Source organism: Saliphagus infecundisoli (assembly GCF_020177375.1).
GTDB lineage: Archaea > Halobacteriota > Halobacteria > Halobacteriales > Natrialbaceae > Saliphagus > Saliphagus infecundisoli.
Genome location: NZ_JAIWHV010000033.1, coordinates 12,120 through 33,942, shown reverse-complemented (window position 1 = coordinate 33,942; position 21,823 = coordinate 12,120). Strand labels below are relative to the sequence as shown.

The following is a 21,823-nucleotide window of genomic DNA, read 5'->3' as shown; positions in this document are numbered from 1 at the left end:
AAGTTGCGAGCAGCGACGTTATTGTGCGGAAGAACGGACGACATGACTGATCGTGTCTCTCACGGATTGCTGAGACGATAGCTGTTCGGCAGACGTATTCCTCGGAAGTAGTGTGCGACGCGACCAACTACTTAACCGTCAGTGCCAGTTTCTCCAGTACCCTCTCCGGTGTTGCCAATAATCTAAATAACACATGCCTGTCTTGATTTGCAAACTCCCTTGTTGATAGCAATCAAAAACGCGCTGTTGTACCCCGTTTTACTGGCAATAATGGTGTGTCTAACCCATTTTCAATATATTGATGTATTCAAGCGGAGATCGGGCGAGTAGGCGACGAGGTCTGTGGGGAGTTCAGCTTTGAGCATCAAGCGGAAGATCGTGTGTGCTGAGTCTCGAACGCGTCAGCGAGTCGCTTTCGCATAAACTCTCGACGATACTGACGGCGTTCTTCTTCTGAGAGGTAATTTTTCAGGACGACGCTGGGATCGGAGCTGCCTTGATCGTCTGCAATTGCATCGAGATTCTCGAGAAGGTCTGTTTGCGAGTCGAGATACGTCGTGTACCAGAATCGCCGTCCCATTTTCGACGTGGGCGCCTGTCCACGCACTCGGACGTCAGCACGCTCTGCGAGCCGCTGGAAGCGTGCTTGGACGGTTTCACCGACAATGTGGCCGCTTGCGGCTGCCGTCGAGGGGAACAGGTGCCCGTTCCAGTCGCGATCGGACGCACCTAGTGTGTCGAGGCGATTGGCGAGTGTCTCGTGACCGTAGATCAAGGCGACCGTTCCTGGTCCGTTCTTTCGCTCGTCAAAGTGGATGTGCGGATCATCTGTTTCGAGGACTAGTTGTGAGTTGTGCAACGCCGCGACTTCGTTCCGACGGAGCCCCCAGGCACACAGTGCGAGGACGAGGAGTTCGTCACTCGTGTTGTCGGCGACGTCGTAGATCTGCCGCACGTGGTGGCTCGAGAGGGCCGCGTTATCTGGTTCGGGGCGTTGCCAGCCGTACTCCATCTCGATGGTCCCCGCAGGGTTGTAGGTAGCTTTCCCTCGTCGTTGGAGATGCTCGTAGAACTGTGAGACGTCGCCGAGGTAGCGGAGTTTCGACGCGTCACTCTCTAAGTCGTGGTCGAGTGTGTCGAAGACGGTCAGCACCCGCTCGATCTCGTCGGGTTGGGCGTCAAGATCGGTGAGCGGGTCGATGAGATCAGCATGACCATGTGCGTCTTGATACGTGCGTGCGTAGGTGGCGAGTCGGGATCGCTTGGTAGAGATTGTTGACTCAGCAAGGTTCCGTCGCTGTTCGAGCGTTCGAATGTATGCTTCAAGCTCGTCGATGGTGGTTTCGTTGTCAATCTTCCAGGAGTTGGAATTCGGTGGTGAGTTCTCGCTGTAACCGATGGTAGTGAGGAATTCTGAGAGCGTGAGACCGTGGTGTTCGCGAAGGGTGTAGGCGATCCCTCCGTAGCCGACGTTGAGTAGCTGTTGGTAGGTTGGTCGTGACTGGAGGTCGTGGCCTGCGCGTTCGAGGGCGGGTTCGATTGTGATGGTCCAGGTCTGTTGCAGTTCGTCGAGTGACTGTCGCGACCAATTGATTTGCTCAGGCATGGAAATTTTCGCCGAGTAGGCGCTGTCCTTGGTCCTGGGTCGATTCTAAGGGGTGCATTGGTGGCTGGTTCGGCGTTTGTGTTAGTACTCCTAATATTTTGTGTAGTGGGTTGTCGGCATGGGACAACCAACATATACAATTTAGCCGCCCGCCCAATGAAGAATAATGATAAATCACATAATGATATATCATTCTCCACCGGCTTTATTGAATTATTTTTCCCAATTGAATATAACTCTCTAGATGCCGTCTATCGTCTCTATTATCTGCAAAAGTACGATATTCGCTACTGAGAGGATCGATCAGGGGCTGCAAGGAGTTCTTCCACAAATCCAGTGAGGAGGGTCTCGTAATCATCAGTAGTTCCTGCTGCTGGAGGCTCCCAGAGTTCGACATCGAATGCCTGTGCTGTCGTTGCAGATCCCTCTGTGGCAGTTACCATGAGAATTGACTGTTGGTAGATCACGACCGTTCGATCCTCATCGACGTCGAGAAATTCGATTGCAGCCGATTCAAGCGCGGTACGAAGGTCGAGTGGTGTATCGAGAGAGCGATGATAGACCGTCTCATCGTCGTCTGTCATGGTGTTTTCTTCTCCCTACACGTACAAATATACCTGGCTGCCGCTCTTTCCTGACGGGTTCGTTCAGCGTCATTCGGAAGAGAGCGTCTGATCACAAGGAGCGAGCATCGCGAGCGTCGACTAGAACTGTGAATTCTATCGTCTCAGGAATCAACTCACATCCTACCTTGTGCAACAAACGTTCTCACTCACAAAGCTATGTTGCACAAGGTAACAACACGAGTTTGAGACGTCCCTCGTCTATTAGACTGAGCCGACAAGCTCCTTGATCAATTTGAACGCTAGCACGATTTCGGTAGTAAATGGTTCTAAGACGCGCTACTCCTCGTCCGCATCTTCGACGAGGTGGAACTCTAAATCCTCGATATCAGGGATCTGACCGTCGTACTCGAAGTCTTCGACGGGCCGACCCGTGAGATCTGCGAGTACTTCCGCAGTATCCCGCCCGTTACTGCGAGTGGGACGTTCAAGGCTCATATGAATATGTACTGTCCGGTGCTCGATAAAGGCCACGGGAGAACTGGTGACCAGCCATTGTGGCGATCGTTTAGTTGAGTTTCCGTGTTTGTTATAAATCTGAAAACTCCCCAAATCATCTCCACAGAGGCGTCCCCGCCTCGATTGAGGTGGGGCCCGTCAACGGAATAGGTGGGATATCAAACAATCTAATCTAAGAATCTTAGATTAATATCTTGGATACGTATCTTAGACAAGTTTCTGGCATACCTAACTTAATCATCATACTAATTCATGATACGTAGACATGTGTCTGACGTACTTTCATGTCTCTGTGGATTTTAACAGAGTGCATGCTTTCATACACGGTGTACTCGGAAGCTGGGGGAGTTGGCAAGACATCGTTAGCCGCGAACCTCGCTGCTGCACATGCTCGAGCAGGGCTCGACGTGTTGGTTGTTCCACTCGATCCACAAGACGGCGACCTTAGCAGACTACTGGGCGTCGACAATGATCGAACGGACCGAGAGGCCGATAACCTCGTCCGCCACATGGTTCAAAGCGGCAAGGGTGCACTTGATGATCTCGTGCGCACTTCTGAAAATGTCGACATTCTCCCTGAACACAACATGCTCTCGGATCTACAGGATCATCTCGCTCGAGAGCAGCAGAAGGCCGAACAACTCGGTGACTCCTACAATATCTATGCACAACTGCAGCGGGTTCTTGCTGAAGCTGATATCGCCGAGGCGTACGACGTCTTGATTTGTGACCCTCCAGCCACCGAATCCGTCCATCTCTACAACGCGATCTATGCGACGCGAAACCTAGTCCTTCCAGTTGAACCGAGCGCAAAAGGCCAAGCGTCGGTCGATGGCCTTGAGGAACTCGCGAGTAACTTCGCAGAGCAGATGGGTATTGAGGTTGGTGTTCTTGCAGCGGTCCCAAACGGGTTCAAGCGAACCAATGATCAGGAAGAGCTCATTGATACTATCTCGTTCCCCACCCCTGAGATCATCCCTGACCGAACCTCCCTGATGGAAGGATGCTGGAAACAACAGTGCTCGGCATTCGAGTACGTTCGTACACACCGCGATCGGCGACGTGAGTACGAAATCGAAACACTGGCTCAGTTTGATCGACTGGCTCGGTATCTCGAGGCACAGGCCGATATCGAGGCACCGAACCCACCTGAGCCCGGTGCGCTTAAGGAGGATGTTCCAGCATGAACGGATTCAAAAGCGGTGCCAGCAGTGACGACCCTTTCGGAGGGGCTGGTACTGATGATGGGTCGGAACCAGAGTCTGTGCCCGCCGAAATAGACAAACGCGATGACGATACAGACAACGAACAGCCGACGTCTCGAAGCCTTCCTTGGATCTACGCTCGTGATAGTATTACGGATGGGCGGTCTAAAACGGTACAGCTCCATCTCCAAGAATCAACGATCGAAGACCAACGCGAGGCGAAAACAGCTGTCGAGAACGAACTTGGAGATTCCATTAAGAAAGCCGATCTTCGTGAGGCAGCACTTCTCGTCGGACTAGCTCATGTAGATGAGGTTGCAGATCTTCTTCGGGAATGGGGATACGATATTAAATAGGCGTATCAAATCTCGTCGGACGCACGTCAGCCACTCGTCAGACGGAGCCTTTCGAGTGGGACAAGTGGAGATACTGTTTCGTGTGGATCATGTGGAGAATAGTGTAGAACCGAGAATAGGGGGTCTGACGTCTGTGCGACGTGTTTCGAGTGGAGAACGGCAGACGGTGGCGGGGTCCCGTGCGCGTCAGTCGAGCGCGTCGAACACGTCTCGATTCTCGTCCATGATTTTCCGGATACGCTCCCGATACTCCTCGCGATCGTCGGTTTCTTCACTTGCCATCGGCGCCCTTGTCGTGGTTATGGATAAGGGTGGTATCCCCTTCGTCGAGAAGGATGTCCGGGTCGTCCTCGCTCGCTTGGAGGAGTGCCGCCGCTAACTGCTGTGCGTCTTCGGGTTCGAGGGTGATATGGCAGTGGCCACCGGCGTCGTCATACTTGTCGTCTTCGGGACCGGCGTGGATCGAGATGTAGGTCGGCCCATCTTCAGCCACTTTCTTCGGTCCCTGGACCCGCAAATCGGTTTCGCCGAAGGTTTCGAGCACCGTTCGCCGATCCCACACTTCGAGCGAGGCGCCCGCTTCAATCGGCGCGTCATCGTGGTCGTCCGGAGATAGGTCGCGGCCCATAATTCAGGCTTCGATGGGGTCGGTGATGAACTTGGCAGGGTCCTTTCGGAGGTCGACCGCCAGGTGAACCGCCGAGAGGGAGAGGTCACGCGGGACGTCTCGGTACTCGGGGAGTCCGTCCTCGCTCACACCGACGTCGATACCGTGGGCCTCGAGGGTGCCCTCGAGATCGTCCTCGTCGATGAGCTCGCCGTCCGCGTCGTAGACGACGCTTCGGGCTACAGCGATACGCTCCTCTCGGGTCGGACGCTCCTCGTCGGGGCCGATGTCGGTTTCGGACCGATCCTGTGTCATGGTTCACCCGAGGTCGTAACTCAACTATGCGTCGTCAAGAACAGTCGCTTCTTCGGGGGGCGCGATCTCGATTTCGGCGGCGCCCTGTTCGATCTCTTCGGGGGTCGTGCCCGTCGCATCGGCGAGGATCTCCGACAGTTCCTCTAGTGAAAGCGCGTCTTCGGCGGACGATCCCTGGCTCATACTCTTCTCTAGAGGGCTCAGAGGGATAAACGTACGTGTTGACTCTCCCCCATCGGGCCATCGAGGCGGCCGTCCGGGCGGTCGCCGCTCCTCGAAAACGTCGATAAAGTACTCGGCTTCGCGTTGGAAGTAGCCGGCACAGCTTCGGATCACCTTTCCCCGATTCGTGGGGAGTGAGGAGTGTCTGAGTCCGAGGTGGACCGTCTCGCTCGAGCGTCGATCAATGTCGACATGGAGGCCTTCGCGATACACGTCATGGCCCGTAGCGGACGTTTCGTTGTGATCCATCCGGGCAATCGCCTGCCACCGGACTGGATCGGTCGTCGCCTGGAAATGGAGCTGTACAAGGAACCGGGGAATGTGGGTCCCCTCACGGTCGAATCCGACCGTGATATGACAGTCCGACCGCCCGGCGTGAGCGTGCTTTGAAACGTCGTATCCGGCCGGGGGAGATGCCCCCATAGATCAGTCGTCCTCACAGATCACGTCGCGGAGCTCCTCGCCTAGAGAGTCATGATTCTCGTCGAGTACCTCCAGGTCCTCCTCGAGCCGATCGAAACGCCGGCGGATTCGGCTGATAGTCTGGTAGCGATAATCGTCCGAGACGTCAATCCCTTTGATAATCTCGCGTTCGCGGTCCGTGAGAATCGCGCGGGGCTCACTCATACCGTCCGTTGGCTGTTCGCCCATACAATACTTTGTATAAATGCCCGAATAAGAGTTGCTCCTATAGGTGGAACGTTGGCAATATATAGTACATGTATGAGGTTGAGTCTATACCGTATAGTTAGAGACAGGCCGGCTCCTCGCGGCGCCGTTCGCGATCGGCGAGCAACTGATCGATGTACTCCTGTGTGTCGCGAAGCGTCTCATCATCTTGTTTGGGGAGTCCTTCGGCGATATAATCGGGAAGTGACGCCGGTGCGGTGGGTGGAGTCATCGACCTTGTGCAACAATGGGGCGCATTTCCAAAAAGCGTGTTGCACAAGGCAGCAATGTAGTTGCCTCTTTTTCGACTCCTTCTCTGATTACCGAGTGAGGATTGTCTTGACGTCGTCTTGGACGCTAGAAAGCCGAAGACTACTTCTTGAAGAGGTATGTACTGATGAGTGTCGTATGGCAGACCTCATCGTTAAATCGGCAGTGAAGGACCAACTCGACGACCAGAACGTGGCAGCGGATTTCTACGATGCCCTCGACGAGGAGGTCGCGGAGTTGCTCGAAGATGCTGCCCAGCGGGCCGAAGATAACGACCGGCGAACTGTCCACGCCCGCGATCTGTAGACAGTCGATCGAAGGAATGAGGATTACTTCTTTCGTCCGGGTGTGGGCCTGAAACAGCTGTTACGTACAGAGGTAGCGAGGAACATCCACAGCCCTAACCCAGCGTAGCTCCGAATCGAGGGTGGATGGAGCTCGTCGAGAAGTATCAGACCGTGTTCGTCCTCGTCGCCATCGTCGGCGGGCTTGCACTGGGTCAGATTGGGGGTGTCCCTGCCGTCGCGGATCGGCTGATCCTCCCGTTTCTGATGGTGATGTTATTCGCCGCGTTCGCCGGTGTTTCGTTCTCCCGGCTCCGTGCGGCGTTCGGGAACCGGCGTGTCGTGGGGTCGAGCCTCCTGGTTAACTTCATCTGGAGTCCGCTGTTGGCTGTCGGCCTCGGTGCCCTCTTTCTTCGTGATCACCCGGCGCTCTGGGTCGGTCTCATCATGTTGCTGGTCACGCCCTGTACGGACTGGTATCTCATTTTCACGGACGTCGCCGACGGGGACGTCCCGCTTGCGACGTCGATTCTGCCGTACAACCTCGTCTTGCAGTTGGTGCTGCTTCCAGTGTACTCAGCTTTGCACGTTAGCGTCGGTGGTTGAGTGAACGAAGAGGTGGTCGATCTCAGTCATGAGGTCATCGACGCCGCGATCATCGTTATTCCGAACCCACGAGAGGAGGTCGTAGATAGCTTCCTTCAGGGAATGTTCGAGGTTCGCTCGAAGCGATGACGCTTTCGAGCGAACCGTCCCCAAGGCGCTCGAATCGGGATCAAGACGAACGAGACTGTAGGCAGCCATCAGAAGGTGCCAGTGGCGACTGGTACCTTCGTCGGTCTGCATCTCGCAGTCTCCCAAGCCGAGATCCTGTTTCGAGTCCTCGAAGAACGTCTCGATGCGCCAGCGCATCCCGTAGGAGCGAATAATGTGCTCGGTCGGTGCGTCGATTTTGTTCGTGACGAGGTACTTGACCGGATTCTTCTTGTCGTCTTCGTCGGTTTCTTTCTCGGCGATAACCAGCTTCACGTCTCCCAGTTGGGAGACGGGAAGCTTCTTTGTCCAGATGTGGTAGGTCTCGTCGTCGATATTGCGCTCGACCGTGTCGATGCGCTCTTCCAGCGCATCGACGCGGATCTCTTCGCCGCCGTAGGTCACCTGTCGGTTGCTCCGGAGCGGGCCGATCCAGTCCTTGCCGTAGGATTCGATGTGTTCAGGAAGGCCAGAATCGTGGGCGAACCACGAGTCGAAGAGGTAGGTGGCCGCAGGGACACCTACCTCTTCTTCGAGTTCGGTGACGATCTCGCGGGCGAGATCGTACTTGGTGTCGTGGTCTTGATCGTCCTCGTCTTGTTTTTCGTAGAGGCGGAAGGTGAGTGGGTAGGCGGTTTTGTCGTCGGCGTAGAAGGCGTAGATGAGGTCTTGACCCCAGACGGTGTCACCTTCGGCATGATCGTAGAAGTGGCCGACGCCGGGGACTTCGTCCCCGGCTTTCTCAGTGATCGTGTCGTCGAGGATGATGTAGCCATCCTTTGACCAGCGTGTTTCACCGTGATTTTGGAGTTCTTCAAGGCGTTCATGGTTGAATTGCTGTTCGTCCCAGTCGTACTCGGTGAGGAACTTGTTGAGAGCGCGTTTGCCTTGGGCCGGAAGAACTTCGCGTGCGATACCCGCCACGGTCTTGTTGCTGGCCGCAACAAGACCGGTGGCGTAGGTTTTCGCATGATGGCGGTGTGCCGGTGACAGCGACTCGAACTCGTCGAACACGTGCGTGCACGACAAGAAGTCAGTAATCGGCATCATCCGTCCTGCTACCGCCTACGTCATGCTCCTACTTCAACGTGCAAAGCCGAGCTAACTAGCCGAAGCGTTATCGCCAACTCCTATTGACGGTGGACATTCTGTGGGACCATGAGCAGCGACAAAGAACAAATGCTGAGTGGGGACCTGTACGATCCAACTGATCCCGAACTCGTGGCTGACCGGAACCGTGCGCATGAACTCACGGGGCGTTACAACAACACGATGCCAGATGACCAAGCCGACCGTGAGGAGTTGGTAGAAGCTCTCTTTGGCTCAGTGGGCGATGAGTGTCAGATAGAGCCCCCATTTCGATGTGATTACGGGTACAATATCCACGTTGGGGGGAATTTCTATGCGAACTTTGATTGCGTCATCTTGGATGCGGGCCGCGTAGAGATCGGTCAGAATTGCATGATTGCACCTGGTGTCCACATCTACACGGCGACGCATCCGCTTGACGCATCCAAACGAACCGAAGGCCGAGAGTACGCGAAGCCAGTCTCAGTTGGTGACAACGTCTGGATCGGTGGACAGGCTGTGGTCAATCCCGGTGTGACTGTTGGCGACGACAGCGTCATCGCGTCCGGCGCGGTCGTGACTGAAGATGTTCCCACAGAGGTCGTCGTACAAGGCAATCCAGCGACCGTCGTCAAGGAACTGGGCACAAATTGATATTTCGAGAATCCCTCCGTGGTGAGACGCTTACTATCAGTGCGGACGTGTTGGGTCCACTGTCTCCCCTCTTGGTCCAAATCCCCACATCTATCCGTCTTCGCGGCTGATGGCCATCCGCACGGCTGACGCTTATCAGCCATACACGGCGTCCCAGCCGTGCCCTGTACGTACTCGGTCAGGTGAGTCCCATACCTCACCCGTTCCTGTCCATTAGATCGACGACGAGTGAGTATCATATCCACAGACCTATTTTCCTCGAAAGTTCATAATCGGAGGGCACGGTTCTCAAGGGGACCGTCTGGCATGACGGGACCATGCCCTCTCTCAGCGGACATCCGATCGGGCAGGGTGTCGTTCTTGACTCCTACCTGTTTCGACCAAGTGCGATCAACGACAGTCATACCCCCTACTGTCCGATGGGAAACATCAGATCTATACTCCCGCACGTGTGTTATTTGCTTGCACGGCCTGGGTTAGCCTGTCCAACCGTTCCCCGGGCTGTGCCACCTGCAAGGGCTTTAGATCGGGCTGAATCCCAACCCAGCCCGATCGGATTTACCAGACTCAGATCTTGCATCTCATAGCTCGGACCGGCAGCGTCGGTAGTCGTCCACTCTGGCTCAACACGCTGACTCAACAGCTACCCAACTGATAGGCCGCCCCCGGCGTTCTCCGTTGAAATCGGATCTATCGATATATGCTGCTCTCTACCCACATGCAGTACAGTTCGATTCGGATAGTCGATACAGATTCTGTCGCGCATCTCGAATGTAGATGTCTTCTTCAACCAGCCCAGTTGATTCGAGCTGCTGCAATGCATACCGAATCGTACGTTTTGAAAGCCGCGTCTCTTCAGCCAGTTTCTTCTGGGTCAATGCTTCCTCGTGTTGCAGTACGATATACACAAGCTTGGAACTCGGAGGCATCTCTGCTAACTTCTGCTTCGACTCTTGCATATGAGTTAGTATAGTATTCTTTTCCCACGATACTGCAAGTCAATTCCGATCTCGAGACAGTCGCCAAGTTGTGTTAGATCCATTTAGATCGCCGTGGTAACTATATCTTACTCTAAATGGTCACTTCAGTTCGTTTGTTCGGACCCATTACTAATGGGCATTGGAGATATGGGTATAGTGTCGGCCTTGGAACCACTCGGGTCGGCATCGCATATCGCACTCGTTGCCCCACCCACCCCCTATGTGCATCCGGGGCGACGAGTTTCCGTGGTTCTGACTGCTTCCAGAAAACGAGCGGGCGGTGGTGGCCCGCCCGTCGGTGGTGTGCCTCTGAATGGCAGCACGACCCTCTGGTCCCGTGTGCCTTCAGATCGGGTCGTGCGCTCAGGGAGTAACCAGGGGAAAGTAATAGATGTGTGGGTTATATGGCTACCTCTCCCGTTGGACCGGCCAAGTCAGATAGAGGTTTAGCTCCATTGAGGCCGCTTGCAGGTGATAAGGCGCCCTGTTCGTTCTGCATTGAATTCGTAACAGTTTTAATTAATTGACAATAAGAAAACATGTTATTATCCATTGGTTATTACTTTCCCAGGAAGGCCCGTATACAAGCATCTGGAGAGAATTACGCGCTCTATGGATGGACCGGTGCAACTCACACTCGCGACCGTCGGCCGGAACGGGACGCGAATCGCGGACCAACTGATCGACCACACGTCCGGTCTTACCGTCAAGACGATCACTAGCTTTGCCCCCCATCCCGATCCCGACGCTGTCACTAACGGAGACTGTGTCGTCGCGATCGTCGCAGAGGAGGTCGCTGATGCACCCACGTTGTACGAGGAGTTTCGGCAGTCCCACCCCACTCACCCGCTCGTCATGGTGACGGGAACCGACGAGCCGGCATTTATCGAATCACTGCTTGACGACGAATACGGCGAGTATGTCTATCTTCCCGCAGACGATATGCCGGTTGGACTCATCTCTATCCGTTGCAAGCGACTCGTTGAACAGACGAGTATGATGTGCTGAGGCGCTCCGATCGCAGGTAGTGCACCCCCAGTACTGTCTCCACGGGCACTACACGATGTGTGGTTGATGAGTTCGGCACATTTTCTTCCACTCGTAGTAGAGATATCGACGCTTGTTCTCGAATTGAGCCCCGTGTTATGACGATTCCACCGATTCGGTAGTAACAATCCATAAACCGATCGTCTTCGGAATATCGCCGTACGGATGGTGTATCTCGACAATCTCGGACTCTTTGCCGGGGCGATTGCTCTCGGGGCGGTCCACGGAGTCGAACCCGGACACGGATGGCCCGTGGCTGCCTCGTATGCGCTCGACCAGACGAACAAGTGGCTCTACGGCTTTGCTGCGAGTTTCATCATCGGCGTCGGCCACCTCGTCAGTAGCATCGCGATGGTGGCAGTGTTCTTTTACGCGAAATCCTATTTCAACCTCACACAGGTCAACGAACCGGTCGTGCTCTTCGGAGACGTCCGAATCGGCGGGCCAGTCAGTCTCGTCGCTGGCGTGTTACTCATCGCGCTCGGAATCCGTGAATACTTCCACGGCCACTCACACGGTCACGACGATCATTCCCACGAACACAGTGGCGAGCACGAGCATGATCACGAGGACGAACACCAGCACTCACATGAGCACAACGATAAGAGTCGATTCAGTCGGCTCACCGTGTGGATTCCGTTTCTCGGCGGGCACGAGCACTCCCACGATACGCTTGACGATTCGGCGGACCGCGGCCTCCTCGGGATCGCGTGGTTCGCGTTCGTTCTCGGATTCGCCCACGAAGAAGAGTTTGAAATCATCGCCCTCTGCGCTGGCTCGCCATACTGCCTCGAACTGATGACCGCCTATGCACTTACGGTTATCCTCGGAATCGTTGGCCTGACGATGTTATTGATCGCGGGCTACGAACACTCCGAAGAACGAGTCGAGCGGTACACGCCCTATCTTCCCATGTTCTCCGCCGTCGTCCTCACTATCATGGGCCTCGGATTCATTATCGGGCTCTTCTGACGGAGATACCCGAAGATCGCTATGTCGCCACCTGCGCACCCAAATGTAACGCGAGATCTGTCTCAAAAGAGGACGGAACACTCCCCGACGAAATCGAGTGGTCAGATCAGCCACTCTACCGTCACAAGCAAGATGTTTTGGTCCCCAGACCCCACACTCTGCTATGCCGTTTGGAACGAGCTGGCATACGCTCCTCGACGAGTGCGACGCCCTCGACGACGAGGCGACCCTCGTCACCCCGCTCACAGAGACCGAGTTCAGGATCACCGACGTCCAGGAGCACCGCATCGTGATTACGGAAACCAAGGCAGGCGACAAAGAACCCCTCAAACGCGACCAGTTCGCAACGCTGGCCGACCGGATCTCCGACGCCAGCGGCACCTTCCAACTCCAGCGTCTTCCGCCCGATGCCGAACCCTACGCTGCCGTCTTGAGCCTTCATCCTCGCTACGAGTGTGACACGCGAGCCGAGACGCTCACCGAAACCGACGAGCCGACCACCTCCCAGCTCATCACCGGGGCCACCCCGTCGAGTGATGGCGACCAGGATCGGACCGAACCGGATCTCGACGTCTACGCCGACATGCTCTTGCTGATCGATACGCTCGAACGTCATGACCCCGCTGCGTTCGACGAGTGGGAGACGCCCGTACTCATCAACCTCTACACGCTGCTCTCGGACGTCCAACGCAACGCAGGCGATCTCCGCACAGAGGTCCGAGAGATCCTCCTCGACCGGCTGCACCATGACCAGCCGGTTCACGGCCAGTACGGGTCGGTTCAGCGGACGACCCGTCGAAATCGTTCGCTCAAGGACGATGACAAAGTGCTCCGCGTCCTCGAGGAGGAAGGTATCGCTCGCGAACGCGTCATGGCCGTCGACCGAGAGAAGGTCGACGAAGCACTCGACGTGACCGAACTGTCCGACTCGGCCGTCTACGAGATCGACGAGCGAGAGTACGTCCGCAAAGCCGACGTCGACGAGGAAACCAAACAGAGCCGGCTCCAAGGACTCAAAGACCAGCTCGCATTGAGCGACGAGCCTGAAGCTGAGGACCTCCGTGAGGAAGTCGACGAGCTCGAACAGCGGATTGAGCAGCTAACCGAGTTCAGTCCGGGAACGGAGATCGGGACCTCGTAGTCACCAGCCAGTCACAGCCCCTGCCGTTTTGACACCCTTCAACAGGTGGTAACAGGGCTGTGTTCGTTAGTCGGCGTCAGCAGTTGACGGCGCCTCGAGATGCTCCTGCTCCCACTCGTGGCGAGCCCGGAGCTTCTCGTACCCCTCATCGGTGAGTGCATAGTAGTTCGTCCGTCCGTCGAGCTCCCCCTTCTCGATGTATCCTGCCTCGACAAGGTCGTCTAGATTTGAGTAGAGGCGCCCATGGAGGACCGGTCGATCCTGCGATTGTTCGACCTTGCTCATGAGTTCGCTTCCACTCGGCGTCCCCAACCCGCTGAGGACGAACAAGAGGTCACGCTGAAACCCGGTCAGATCGGCCAACATACTCGCGACTCAGTTCTCCTACCAATAAATACACTCGATCTTGACCGTCAGATTAGCCAAATTCACCTGAATTCAGCTGACTATCTCCCACAACGGAGTGTTTCACCAAGCCACATCTTGCGGACCGAGCGGGAACGCGGTTACCGTACAACAGCAGATTAATATCGGTTCCAGGCAGCCCTATCAAAAGGGATGGGAGACCTTACAGAGACACTTTCGACGGAGAACGTCGTCGGGTCGACGAGCATCGACCAGGAACTCGATCTCGAGTCGCTTGCGGACGATCTCGACGGCGCCTCGTTCGAGCCAGATCAATTCCCAGGGGTTGTCTCGCGAACGACCGATCCGAAAGCTGCATCACTGATCTTCCGCTCAGGGAAGATCGTCTGTACCGGTGCTTCGTCAGTCGAGGACTTGTCGACAGCAGTCGGGCAGACGTTCGAGAAACTTCGTCGATTGGGTCTTAATGTCCCAGAGGAGCCAGACGTTACGGTCCAGAACATCGTGACAAGCGGTGATCTCGGCACGTCGCTCAATCTCAACGCAGTCGCGATCGGCTTCGGATTGGAGGCCGTCGAGTACGAACCCGAACAGTTCCCCGGACTCGTCTATCGGGCCGACGAACTGGACGTCGTCGTCTTGCTGTTCGGCAGTGGGAAACTCGTCATCACCGGTGGAACTCAGCCAAGCGATGCCGAGGATGCGATTACTGCGGTTCACGCACGATTAGACGATCTTGGATTGCTCGAGTAGCATCTGTGAACTCGGAGATGGACTCCTCGCTAGCCGAGAGGGTTCGCTAGCTTGGAAGCCCCATCAGTCACTCGTGGACGGTGGGGTCAACATGTTCGATGACCTCGCCGAAGGCGAGCGTTTCCTGGACGTTCTCGATTTCAATCTTGACCCGGTCGCCGATCTCGGTCTCCGGAACGATGACCACGTAGCCCCGCTCGACACGGGCGATACCATCCCCTCGCTTGCCGATATCGTCGATATCGACGATCCGGCGATCACCCTCTGCAATCGGTGGATCACGTGCACTGGATTCGGATGATTGCCCGGTCGTCTCATGGGCTGATGAGCCAGAATCAGAATCAGATGCAAGCAGTGCGACGCGATAGGCCTCTCCTAGTTGGAGATCACCCTCGGTGACCTCTCGAGCAGGAATCTCGATTCGATACGAGTCGCCATCGGCCTCAACCTCGGCACTGAACAGACAGAGCAACTCTTCAGGTACCTCCATACTGAAATCTTCCATTCGATTCTCATCCAACCATCACCTTGAGTCTACTGGTGACCACAGGGCGTCATCTCGGAAACCGAACCATTGCGGAGGTCGGTCGATACAGCTCCACCTCTTGGACACTAACGAACGCAGTTCAGAGATGATCAGCAGCAAAAACAGGCGGATGGCTTAGGTCCGCCTGTAGGGTGCACGGTAGTGTGTGAATGCGACGCAACTTGTGGATCCGTGCATGTAAATAACAGTCATGAAAGGTAATAAGTCTGTCGGGTACAGTAAATCACTGTTCTCTCTCGCATCCCGGGCCAGATGCCACAAAGCGGAGTTATACAGAAGTCGTTCCCTTATCAAAGGAAGTCAGGATTCGATGATCAAATCACACTCGCGAAACTGAGCCTCTACGCAGTTCTTGATGAACATATACTGAAACCGGTATCAACCGCAACTGGTCCAGAGTGTTAATCACAGAGGTCGACATCGCATAACGTGTTCGTCGTCCCGTCCCACCCCCTATGTGAACCAGGGGCGACGTTTTTGATACTGCCGCTGCTCGCGATCAACTAGAGAGCATGGGGTGGGACGGGAGGGGAGATCCCGCCCCGAGTACGTACAGGACACGCCCCTAGATTACCATGACGACCAGGGACGCGCATGTAGGTGACTCACGTGGAGGGTTATAGTCGTGGCGATAGCGCCCTCCAGAGTTAACCCATAATCTTGGCGTTTTCACCCGCTAATGAGACACGTACGACGGACCGACTATCTACACCGGAGTTTCATCTGTGTCGGAACGGTGCTCATCTCTTTCTCAATGAAAACCTCAATCTCAGCTTTTCACGGTAGATGACCTACAGTTCAACTTGTCGAACCAGGAGTAGACTCGCTGTTGAACAGGTATCTCGAGGTCACGTGAGCAACCGACCACTTCGACGACGCGCTGACCGCTGCGAAAATACAGGAGACTCACTCCTGCGAAGAACAGCTCGTTGGTTCCCTACTGAGAAACCTCATCAATAGACGTCCTCTCGGGGATGTTTAGACGGGGAATCTGTCGTCAGATCAACGTGCAAAGCTGAGCACCAACACGAGACCTGGAAGGCTCTGTAGCCGCGAGTACTAAAAGCGAGAATCGTCCTCCGGTCTGAGTTGCCCTACGGTGGCAGCCCGACCTAGATTCGTGGGAAATTCGGCGGGTCGCCATCAACACTACTATGACTGATGGTATCTATCATCTACGTGCACGACCTACTCCTGCATCTAACACCAGGGGTCATCCGTCTTTAGCTAAGCGAAGAACCGCATGACAGCGGCAGCTTATCGGGACATCTTTTCGGAAGGAATGAGGAGGCGATAGCTGTGTACACCAAAGCCTCCTCACGTCATATTGAACGTCGTCTCACTAACCTCCTTCCTTCTGAAGCGCTCGAAGACCACGCCGATTCGGTCGGCGTGGTCGAGCGCGAGGGGAAGCTTCAGATCCCACCACTTGTCTGGTCGTTCGCGTTCGGCTTCGCCACGGGCGAAAGCCGAACGCTTGCAGCCTTCAGACGCAGCTACAACTCCACTGCCGACGAGTCGCTCTCTCCGGGAGGGTTCTATCAGCGGTTGACGCCGACACTCGCAGAGTACCTCCGCGACCTCGTCGAGTACGGCTTCGACGAGGTCGCTGTCCCTCACACTGTTTCTAAGGAGTTCGACCGTTTTCGAGACGTGATGATCGCTGATGGAACTGTTCTCCGGTTGCACGAGTTGCTCTCCGAGGAGTACACAGCACGTCATGAGGAGCAGGCTGGAGCGTCGCTCCACCTGCTCCATAACGTCACCGACCAGACGGTCGAACGCTTCAGCGTCACAGACGAGAAAACGCACGACAGTACAGAGTTTGAGACGGGATCGTGGCTGGAAGGACGGCTAGCGATCTTCGATCTTGCGTACTTCAAGTACCGACGCTTCGCGTTGATCGACGAGAACGACGGCTACTTCGTGAGCCGGTTGAAACGGAGCGCAAACCCGGTTGTGACGGATGAACTACGAGGATGGCGCGGTCGCGCCATCCCCTTGGAGGGCGAGAAAATCTTCGACATCGTAGACGATCTCTCACGCACGTACATCGACGTAGAAGTCGAGGTTGAGTTCGATCGGAGGGAGTACGAGGGGACGCAGTCACGGGATACGAAACGGTTCCGCGTCGTCGGCGTCCGCAACGAGGACGCCGACGACTACCATCTGTACATCACGAACCTCTCTCGAGACGAGTTTTACCCAGCTGATCTCGCGACGATCTACCGGTGTCGATGGCAGGTAGAGTTGCTGTTCCGCGAACTCAAGACACAGTACGGACTGGATGAGTTCGACACGACGAAGAAGCATATCGTGGAGATTCTGCTGTACGCAGCGTTGTTATCGTTGGTCGTGAGCCGTGATTTGCTTGGTCTGGTCAGAGAACACGCTGATGAAGGGACGGTGTTCCCGCCGGAGCGCTGGGCGGCGACCTTCCGGTCGCACGCCCAGCTCATCCTCCGTGAACTGAGGGAATATCTCGCCTACTCACCGCCACCACTGCTACAGCGACTGATCGACGACGCTCAGAAGATCCACCAGCAACGACCAATCCTCCAGGAACAGCTCGCTACCACCATCCAACCGACTGTTGAGGCTTAGCTAAAGACCAATGGGCACTCAACCAAGACACGGTCAAGAATTGCTCGCACAACGGGCATCTAACCGGGAATGGCTCGAGCAGTTAGTCCAGGATTACGGCACGTGGATTGATGAGAATGAGACGGTGATCGCGGGCTACGCTACGTTCCTCCTAGTAACGCAATTACTGCTCATTGTCGGGCTCTGTCTCCTCGCAATCGGGCTCTCGATTGGATTCATCTGGTGAACCGACCCGGTACTTATACCGCCAGGTCACTAACTGGCAGCTACCAATCGAGAGCCCTACAATGGCAACTCACACTGATCAAGACACTGAACGAGAACAAATCGAAGGATCGCGACTGCGTTCTGGCCCACAATGGTGGACAGAATTCTGGAGCGATATTGCACGACGCGTCGGTACCCGCCGTAGCGACGACGACTAAACCCATTCCGGCCGGGAAATCGGGTCCATTGATAGGGTCGGTCACAAGTCATTACACCGTCGATCGCAACACGGTGACGCGACCGAACGGTAAATCGTTGTAACCGACCCTATGAATCACTAAGCGGTGTCGAGGTACGGCAGTAGATCAAAGGAGTTGAAGCGGGATAGTGGCGATTGGTATGAACGTCACCACCCGTTTCGCAGAGGAGTGGGTCGCGTCGCAAAGTTCAGTTAGGATAAAGCAGCACTGTACTTTTCACGAGATCGACTGACACCGTAGGGACTCAACCACTTCACTCGACGTTTCGACCACTGTAGACAGAGAGCCGACAAGAAGCGAAAACCACTCCGTAGGGCGGTGGAGTGATATTCACCTGAGATCACGAGTGACCTATGGCAGCACGTTGTGATCAGTGCGGGACCCAAGTTGAACGCGTTTGAAAAAGGCAGGCGGGAGAAGACACCCAGTGGCTCTGTGAAAAGTGCCATCCAGATCTCGACTAGGATACTCCCTCAGCAGACACGCCGATTCGTGTCTCGAGGACACCAACATTATCGGCTCTACCTATGGTTAGCGTCCCGAGAACAGGCTTTTCACTTATGGAGTTGCCCGTTCTACTCGTGAGTGAGTCATTTCGAATTACCGCCACGACTATAACCTTCGGCGTTGACACACATGCGCACAGTCCTTCCCGGGGCCACTGGTGGGGGAGGCGGACTGTGCCCTGCAGGAGATGGGGGCTATCGCTGCCTGTCATGTTCTCTGCCGATCGCGAGCAGCGGCGTCGCGCCGGGCCACTGAGGTGGGCTTACTGCGAGAAATCCGATCGTTACATCGGAGTGCATATGTTACGCGGTGGATCAACTAACTGACCTGCGTTCTGGATCTTCTCATAGTCCCGTAATATACCCAATTCCGTAGTATGTACCCGCTGTGAGCAGAATCGTCCACAGAGCGATAGCACCAGTCATCCACACTGCGACGGAGCGTTTCCTCGATCCAACAGTAAGGGCGAGAGCCGCAGCCAAATGGACGCCGGTCGCGACTGGCGAGACGAGCGCAAGACCAGGAAGACCATAGCGGTTCCACAACACCAGTGCTCGTTTTTTCTGCTTTGATGGATCAGAGCGCGAGCCAGTCCAGTCCTCCCACCACGTCTTCAGCCGTTCGTAGAGAACAATAATTCCGTAAATTGGGAGCACATTCCCAAGAAAGGCGAATGCAGCTACTGCAAAAGGATTCAACCCAAGCCCGATCCCGATGGGAATCACAATGAGAATTTCGAGTACGGGTACTGCTGCCATTACGAAAATCATGATGTACTGCACGTTCCCGTCGGCTTGGCGAATGAACTCGCTTACATTCTCGGATTCGAGCGTAGGGAGAGTGAGCAAATCAGTGCTTGCAGCAACAGCAAGAGTAATCAGCAAACCAATTCCAATCGCGAGCCCCCAGGGTAACGGGTGTACTGGGACGAATCGACGCCAGAGGTCAGTGAGCTGTTCTCGGTTCATAAGTGCATCTACCGATACGCTTTCACCACATATATCACCACCCAAATACTAGGACACTTCCTAAATATTTATTTACTATTTCTATTTGTGGTTAGTGCCGATCGGGCCCAGGGAACTGAGATCTACTATGATAGCCCAAGGTGGGGGAGAAACAATACCATCATTTATTTAGCTCACCCACCTCTGCTCAGTATGGTATCGCTTCGGGATCTCGGGTTATCAAGCTACGAGGAAAGGGTCTATAGAGCACTGCTTAACGTGAGAACAGCTACTGCCGAGGAATTATCTAATGAAAGCGGCGTCCCGATGGGACGGATCTATGATGTGCTAAATGGACTCGAGTCGCGCGATTTCGTCCACTGCAATCCGGAAAGCCATCCGCGAGTCTACTCACCAATCGACTCCGAGATGGCGATCGATCGTCTACTACGTAACCGAAAACGAGACCTCGAGATCGAACGAACTCGTTACGAGAACGTCGCAGCGGAACTTCATTCACAACTTGGCAATCAGCCACCGACCGATGGACGGTTTTGGGAAACTAGATCGCATGACACCGAAATTGAGTTCGTCCACGCTCAAATCGAGCGTTTTTCGGATGCCACTGATGAAGTATTGATTGTCGGTGATTCGGTATTAGCCCACCAATTTCTAAACGTTACAGAGCCCCTCCAAAGCTGGTTGGATTCATTAGAGAATGGCTCGATTGACGTTCAGATTCTCCTGTCCGAGGGATTGTCCGGCGAGGGAGAGCAACTACTGGAATTATTACGTGACACTGATCAAACGACCCCGGTCGAAACGCGGATCCATTCAGCTGTCACAGCAAACTTTGATCTGATCGATCAGCGTGACCTGTACCTGTACGTAACTGATCCATTTGCGCGGTCACGGCCCCTCGGAACGATTCATATAAACGAAAACATTCTTATTGAAGAGTTGAAAGACGAATTCACGAGGTATTGGCGGGAGGCTGAGCCGCTTCCAGAAACGATGTAACTCACTAGCTTCTTCGCTCATGGGAAGCACGTTGTTGATTTTCAGAGCGCAGCGTCAAGAGCATGCTTGAGTGCTTCGTCACCTGGTTTTCTATAGAGTTCACGACGAAGTTGAAAGGCTCTGAGATAGGGTGTTAGCTTGTCTTTCGAGATACCTCGGTGGGGCGAGAGCCACCGTCGCGTCAGCGACGCGTGGCTCTCGCAGCCGTTGACGTGTACCTCGCCATCAGCGTACTCACCGTCACTATGGACGACGTACTCGCGGTCGAAGTTGTCGTCGTCCTCTAGCGGGTCGTACGCCCGAAATCCGTCGGTATATACGGTCAGCGACTCCTGGTTATGGTCGGTAAGCAGGAGTCGCACAGTCGATTCGTCGGCGGATTTCGCTGGAACGATGTGTCGATCGTCCGAGCCACGATCGACCAACGTGAACACCGGTGGCTTGTCGCCGTCGTACGATCCTCGTCCGCGTGTGGACAGGCCACGCGAGCGCGACTCCTGGTCGCGCTCGCGACCCTTGAGGCCGGCAGACACGTATACTTCGTCGATTTCGACTGGTCCGGACAGTTTGATCGAAGGCGCGTCGAGCGCTCTGGCGAAGCGCTCGACACGCCGTCTCACCGTCCTGTACGACAAATCAAGTTCAGCTTCGATCTGGCGAATACTCGTGTTGAACCGTAAGAACACGTAGATCGTGAAGTACCACTCTGTGAGCGTGAGCTTCGAGTGGGCGAAGATCGTCCCAGTCTTGTCGTTAAACGTTCGACCGCAATTCTTACACAGATACCGCTGATACACCCGGTAGCTGCCGTTTCTGACCTGGCGGTCAGAACGGCAGCGGGGGCATTCGACGCCATCACGCCAGCGAACCTGTTGGAGCAGGTCCGCTGCAGCCGATTCCGACACGAACCGGCTTATTGGGAACATATCGGGCACCGCTGGCGCGGTGCCCTTGCCCTCTTCGACTTTCAGTCACAACTCTTGCCGTCAACAATCTCCGTCACAAGAGCGAGCTTCTTTATCTCGTACCTTTACACTGTCTACCCGTTATTTCACTGCTTGTGAATTAGAACAAGTAAAGAATATGATAGTCCCATCTCTTTAATGGATGAGTAGCATGGATTGGTTCGAAGTCGTCGCGGCCTCTCGTTTTCAGCGGTGAACAAGACTGCTAACGCCCCGTAACGAGTAGGGTGTTCCCAGAATGCATGGCCTGAAAAACCCGCACCTACCTCCTGTTCGGGTCACTAGCCCTTACGACGAGGTTCGTGAATCAGTCTCAGTACCTCACAAAGCGTCCTCAGCTCACTGCCGCTGAAGCGTGAGTTACCGACGAATCTGAGCTGGACATGTGCTCCAGCGATCCATCTCGGCGTCAGGAG

24 protein-coding genes and 2 pseudogenes are annotated in these 21,823 nt (G+C 55.1%); 11 read left to right on the top strand and 15 right to left on the bottom strand.

The genetic code is table 11. The annotated features are described in order from the left end of the window. Positions 1–364 precede the first annotated feature (364 nt). The 3 genes from LCF40_RS20345 to LCF40_RS20335 all read right to left on the bottom strand — a co-directional run bounded on the left by LCF40_RS20345 (position 365) and on the right by LCF40_RS20335 (position 2,667). Positions 365–1,606 (bottom strand): tyrosine-type recombinase/integrase, encoded by a 1,242-nt coding sequence (locus LCF40_RS20345; protein ID WP_224829979.1) that lies wholly within the window; start codon positions 1,604–1,606, stop codon positions 365–367. A gap of 287 nt (positions 1,607–1,893) precedes the next feature. Beyond that, positions 1,894–2,190 carry a hypothetical protein gene (locus LCF40_RS20340; protein WP_224829978.1) on the bottom strand — a complete coding sequence of 99 codons (297 nt, stop codon included), beginning with the start codon at positions 2,188–2,190 and terminating at the stop codon, positions 1,894–1,896. A gap of 318 nt (positions 2,191–2,508) precedes the next feature. Continuing rightward, the gene (locus tag LCF40_RS20335; protein ID WP_224829977.1) at positions 2,509–2,667 is read right to left on the bottom strand and encodes a hypothetical protein; all 159 of its coding nucleotides are present in this window, start codon (positions 2,665–2,667) and stop codon (positions 2,509–2,511) included. 332 nt (positions 2,668–2,999) lie between these two features. Here LCF40_RS20335 and LCF40_RS20330 point away from each other — a divergent pair, with 332 nt between their 5' ends. Then, the gene (locus LCF40_RS20330; RefSeq protein WP_224829976.1) at positions 3,000–3,875 is read left to right on the top strand and encodes a ParA family protein; all 876 of its coding nucleotides are present in this window, start codon (positions 3,000–3,002) and stop codon (positions 3,873–3,875) included. Then, positions 3,872–4,249 (top strand): DUF7970 domain-containing protein, encoded by a 378-nt coding sequence (locus LCF40_RS20325; protein WP_224829975.1) that lies wholly within the window; start codon positions 3,872–3,874, stop codon positions 4,247–4,249. The genes LCF40_RS20330 and LCF40_RS20325 overlap by 4 nt, the downstream gene beginning before the upstream one ends. Positions 4,250–4,520: 271 nt before the next feature. On the opposite strand, the gene LCF40_RS20320 is transcribed toward LCF40_RS20325, so the two are convergent. The 6 genes and pseudogenes from LCF40_RS20320 to LCF40_RS20300 form a co-directional block, all read right to left on the bottom strand. Continuing rightward, positions 4,521–4,877 (bottom strand): hypothetical protein, encoded by a 357-nt coding sequence (locus LCF40_RS20320; RefSeq protein WP_224829974.1) that lies wholly within the window; start codon positions 4,875–4,877, stop codon positions 4,521–4,523. A 3-nt stretch (positions 4,878–4,880) separates the two neighbouring features. Further along, the gene (locus LCF40_RS20315) at positions 4,881–5,171 is read right to left on the bottom strand and encodes a hypothetical protein (RefSeq protein ID WP_224829973.1); all 291 of its coding nucleotides are present in this window, start codon (positions 5,169–5,171) and stop codon (positions 4,881–4,883) included. 24 nt (positions 5,172–5,195) lie between these two features. Continuing rightward, complete coding sequence (locus LCF40_RS20310; RefSeq protein ID WP_224829972.1) at positions 5,196–5,354, bottom strand: hypothetical protein; 159 nt, start codon at positions 5,352–5,354, stop codon at positions 5,196–5,198. 96 nt (positions 5,355–5,450) lie between these two features. Next, positions 5,451–5,816: pseudogene (locus LCF40_RS23870) on the bottom strand (DUF7718 family protein); the annotation flags it as partial. Between the two features lie 3 nt (positions 5,817–5,819). Further along, positions 5,820–6,044, bottom strand: a complete 225-nt coding sequence (locus LCF40_RS20305) for a hypothetical protein (RefSeq protein ID WP_224829971.1) — start codon at positions 6,042–6,044, stop codon at positions 5,820–5,822. Between the two features lie 97 nt (positions 6,045–6,141). Beyond that, on the bottom strand, positions 6,142–6,294 hold the full coding sequence (locus LCF40_RS20300) for a hypothetical protein (protein WP_224829970.1): 153 nt from the start codon (positions 6,292–6,294) through the stop codon (positions 6,142–6,144). A 176-nt stretch (positions 6,295–6,470) separates the two neighbouring features. On the opposite strand from LCF40_RS20300, the gene LCF40_RS20295 reads away from it, so the two are divergent. After that, a complete protein-coding gene (locus LCF40_RS20295) occupies positions 6,471–6,638 on the top strand; it encodes a DUF1931 domain-containing protein (protein ID WP_224829969.1) in 168 nt (55 codons plus the stop codon). Between the two features lie 125 nt (positions 6,639–6,763). Continuing rightward, a pseudogene (locus tag LCF40_RS20290) lies at positions 6,764–7,192 on the top strand (arsenic resistance protein); the annotation flags it as partial. On the opposite strand, the gene LCF40_RS20285 reads toward LCF40_RS20290, so the two are convergent. Continuing rightward, positions 7,193–8,419, bottom strand: coding sequence for an IS701 family transposase (locus LCF40_RS20285; protein ID WP_224829968.1), 1,227 nt, complete (start codon positions 8,417–8,419; stop codon positions 7,193–7,195). It abuts the pseudogene before it with no gap. A 108-nt stretch (positions 8,420–8,527) separates the two neighbouring features. Here LCF40_RS20285 and LCF40_RS20280 point away from each other — a divergent pair, with 108 nt between their 5' ends. After that, the gene (locus LCF40_RS20280; RefSeq protein ID WP_224829967.1) at positions 8,528–9,091 is read left to right on the top strand and encodes a sugar O-acetyltransferase; all 564 of its coding nucleotides are present in this window, start codon (positions 8,528–8,530) and stop codon (positions 9,089–9,091) included. Between the two features lie 710 nt (positions 9,092–9,801). On the opposite strand, the gene LCF40_RS20275 is transcribed toward LCF40_RS20280, so the two are convergent. After that, positions 9,802–10,020 carry a helix-turn-helix transcriptional regulator gene (locus LCF40_RS20275; protein ID WP_224829983.1) on the bottom strand — a complete coding sequence of 73 codons (219 nt, stop codon included), beginning with the start codon at positions 10,018–10,020 and terminating at the stop codon, positions 9,802–9,804. A gap of 663 nt (positions 10,021–10,683) precedes the next feature. Here LCF40_RS20275 and LCF40_RS20270 point away from each other — a divergent pair. The 3 genes from LCF40_RS20270 (at position 10,684) to LCF40_RS20260 (ending at position 13,231) form a co-directional block, all read left to right on the top strand. After that, complete coding sequence (locus LCF40_RS20270) at positions 10,684–11,079, top strand: hypothetical protein (RefSeq protein WP_224829966.1); 396 nt, start codon at positions 10,684–10,686, stop codon at positions 11,077–11,079. 204 nt (positions 11,080–11,283) lie between these two features. After that, positions 11,284–12,090: a hypothetical protein gene (locus tag LCF40_RS20265; RefSeq protein WP_224829965.1), complete on the top strand. Its 807-nt coding sequence runs from the start codon at positions 11,284–11,286 to the stop codon at positions 12,088–12,090. Positions 12,091–12,253: 163 nt separating this feature from the next. Beyond that, positions 12,254–13,231 (top strand): DUF7983 family protein, encoded by a 978-nt coding sequence (locus LCF40_RS20260; RefSeq protein WP_224829964.1) that lies wholly within the window; start codon positions 12,254–12,256, stop codon positions 13,229–13,231. A gap of 66 nt (positions 13,232–13,297) precedes the next feature. Here the strand turns inward: LCF40_RS20260 and LCF40_RS20255 are convergent, their stop codons facing one another. Further along, a complete protein-coding gene (locus tag LCF40_RS20255; RefSeq protein WP_224829982.1) occupies positions 13,298–13,594 on the bottom strand; it encodes a PadR family transcriptional regulator in 297 nt (98 codons plus the stop codon). Between the two features lie 195 nt (positions 13,595–13,789). Here LCF40_RS20255 and LCF40_RS20250 point away from each other — a divergent pair, with 195 nt between their 5' ends. After that, positions 13,790–14,350, top strand: a complete 561-nt coding sequence (locus tag LCF40_RS20250; RefSeq protein WP_224829963.1) for a TATA-box-binding protein — start codon at positions 13,790–13,792, stop codon at positions 14,348–14,350. Positions 14,351–14,417: 67 nt separating this feature from the next. Here the strand turns inward: LCF40_RS20250 and LCF40_RS20245 are convergent, their stop codons facing one another. Next, complete coding sequence (locus LCF40_RS20245) at positions 14,418–14,840, bottom strand: TRAM domain-containing protein (RefSeq protein WP_224829962.1); 423 nt, start codon at positions 14,838–14,840, stop codon at positions 14,418–14,420. Between the two features lie 1,356 nt (positions 14,841–16,196). Here LCF40_RS20245 and LCF40_RS20240 point away from each other — a divergent pair. After that, the gene (locus tag LCF40_RS20240) at positions 16,197–17,501 is read left to right on the top strand and encodes an IS4 family transposase (RefSeq protein ID WP_380684161.1); all 1,305 of its coding nucleotides are present in this window, start codon (positions 16,197–16,199) and stop codon (positions 17,499–17,501) included. A 1,318-nt stretch (positions 17,502–18,819) separates the two neighbouring features. Here the strand turns inward: LCF40_RS20240 and LCF40_RS20235 are convergent. After that, positions 18,820–19,443, bottom strand: coding sequence for a small multi-drug export protein (locus LCF40_RS20235; RefSeq protein WP_224829961.1), 624 nt, complete (start codon positions 19,441–19,443; stop codon positions 18,820–18,822). Positions 19,444–19,635: 192 nt separating this feature from the next. On the opposite strand from LCF40_RS20235, the gene LCF40_RS20230 reads away from it, so the two are divergent. Continuing rightward, entirely contained in the window at positions 19,636–20,442 is an 807-nt protein-coding gene (locus tag LCF40_RS20230) for a TrmB family transcriptional regulator (RefSeq protein ID WP_224829960.1), read from the top strand. Between the two features lie 41 nt (positions 20,443–20,483). Here LCF40_RS20230 and LCF40_RS20225 read toward each other — a convergent pair whose 3' ends face one another. Then, entirely contained in the window at positions 20,484–21,368 is an 885-nt protein-coding gene (locus LCF40_RS20225) for an IS1595 family transposase (RefSeq protein WP_224829980.1), read from the bottom strand. Positions 21,369–21,823: the final 455 nt, after the last annotated feature.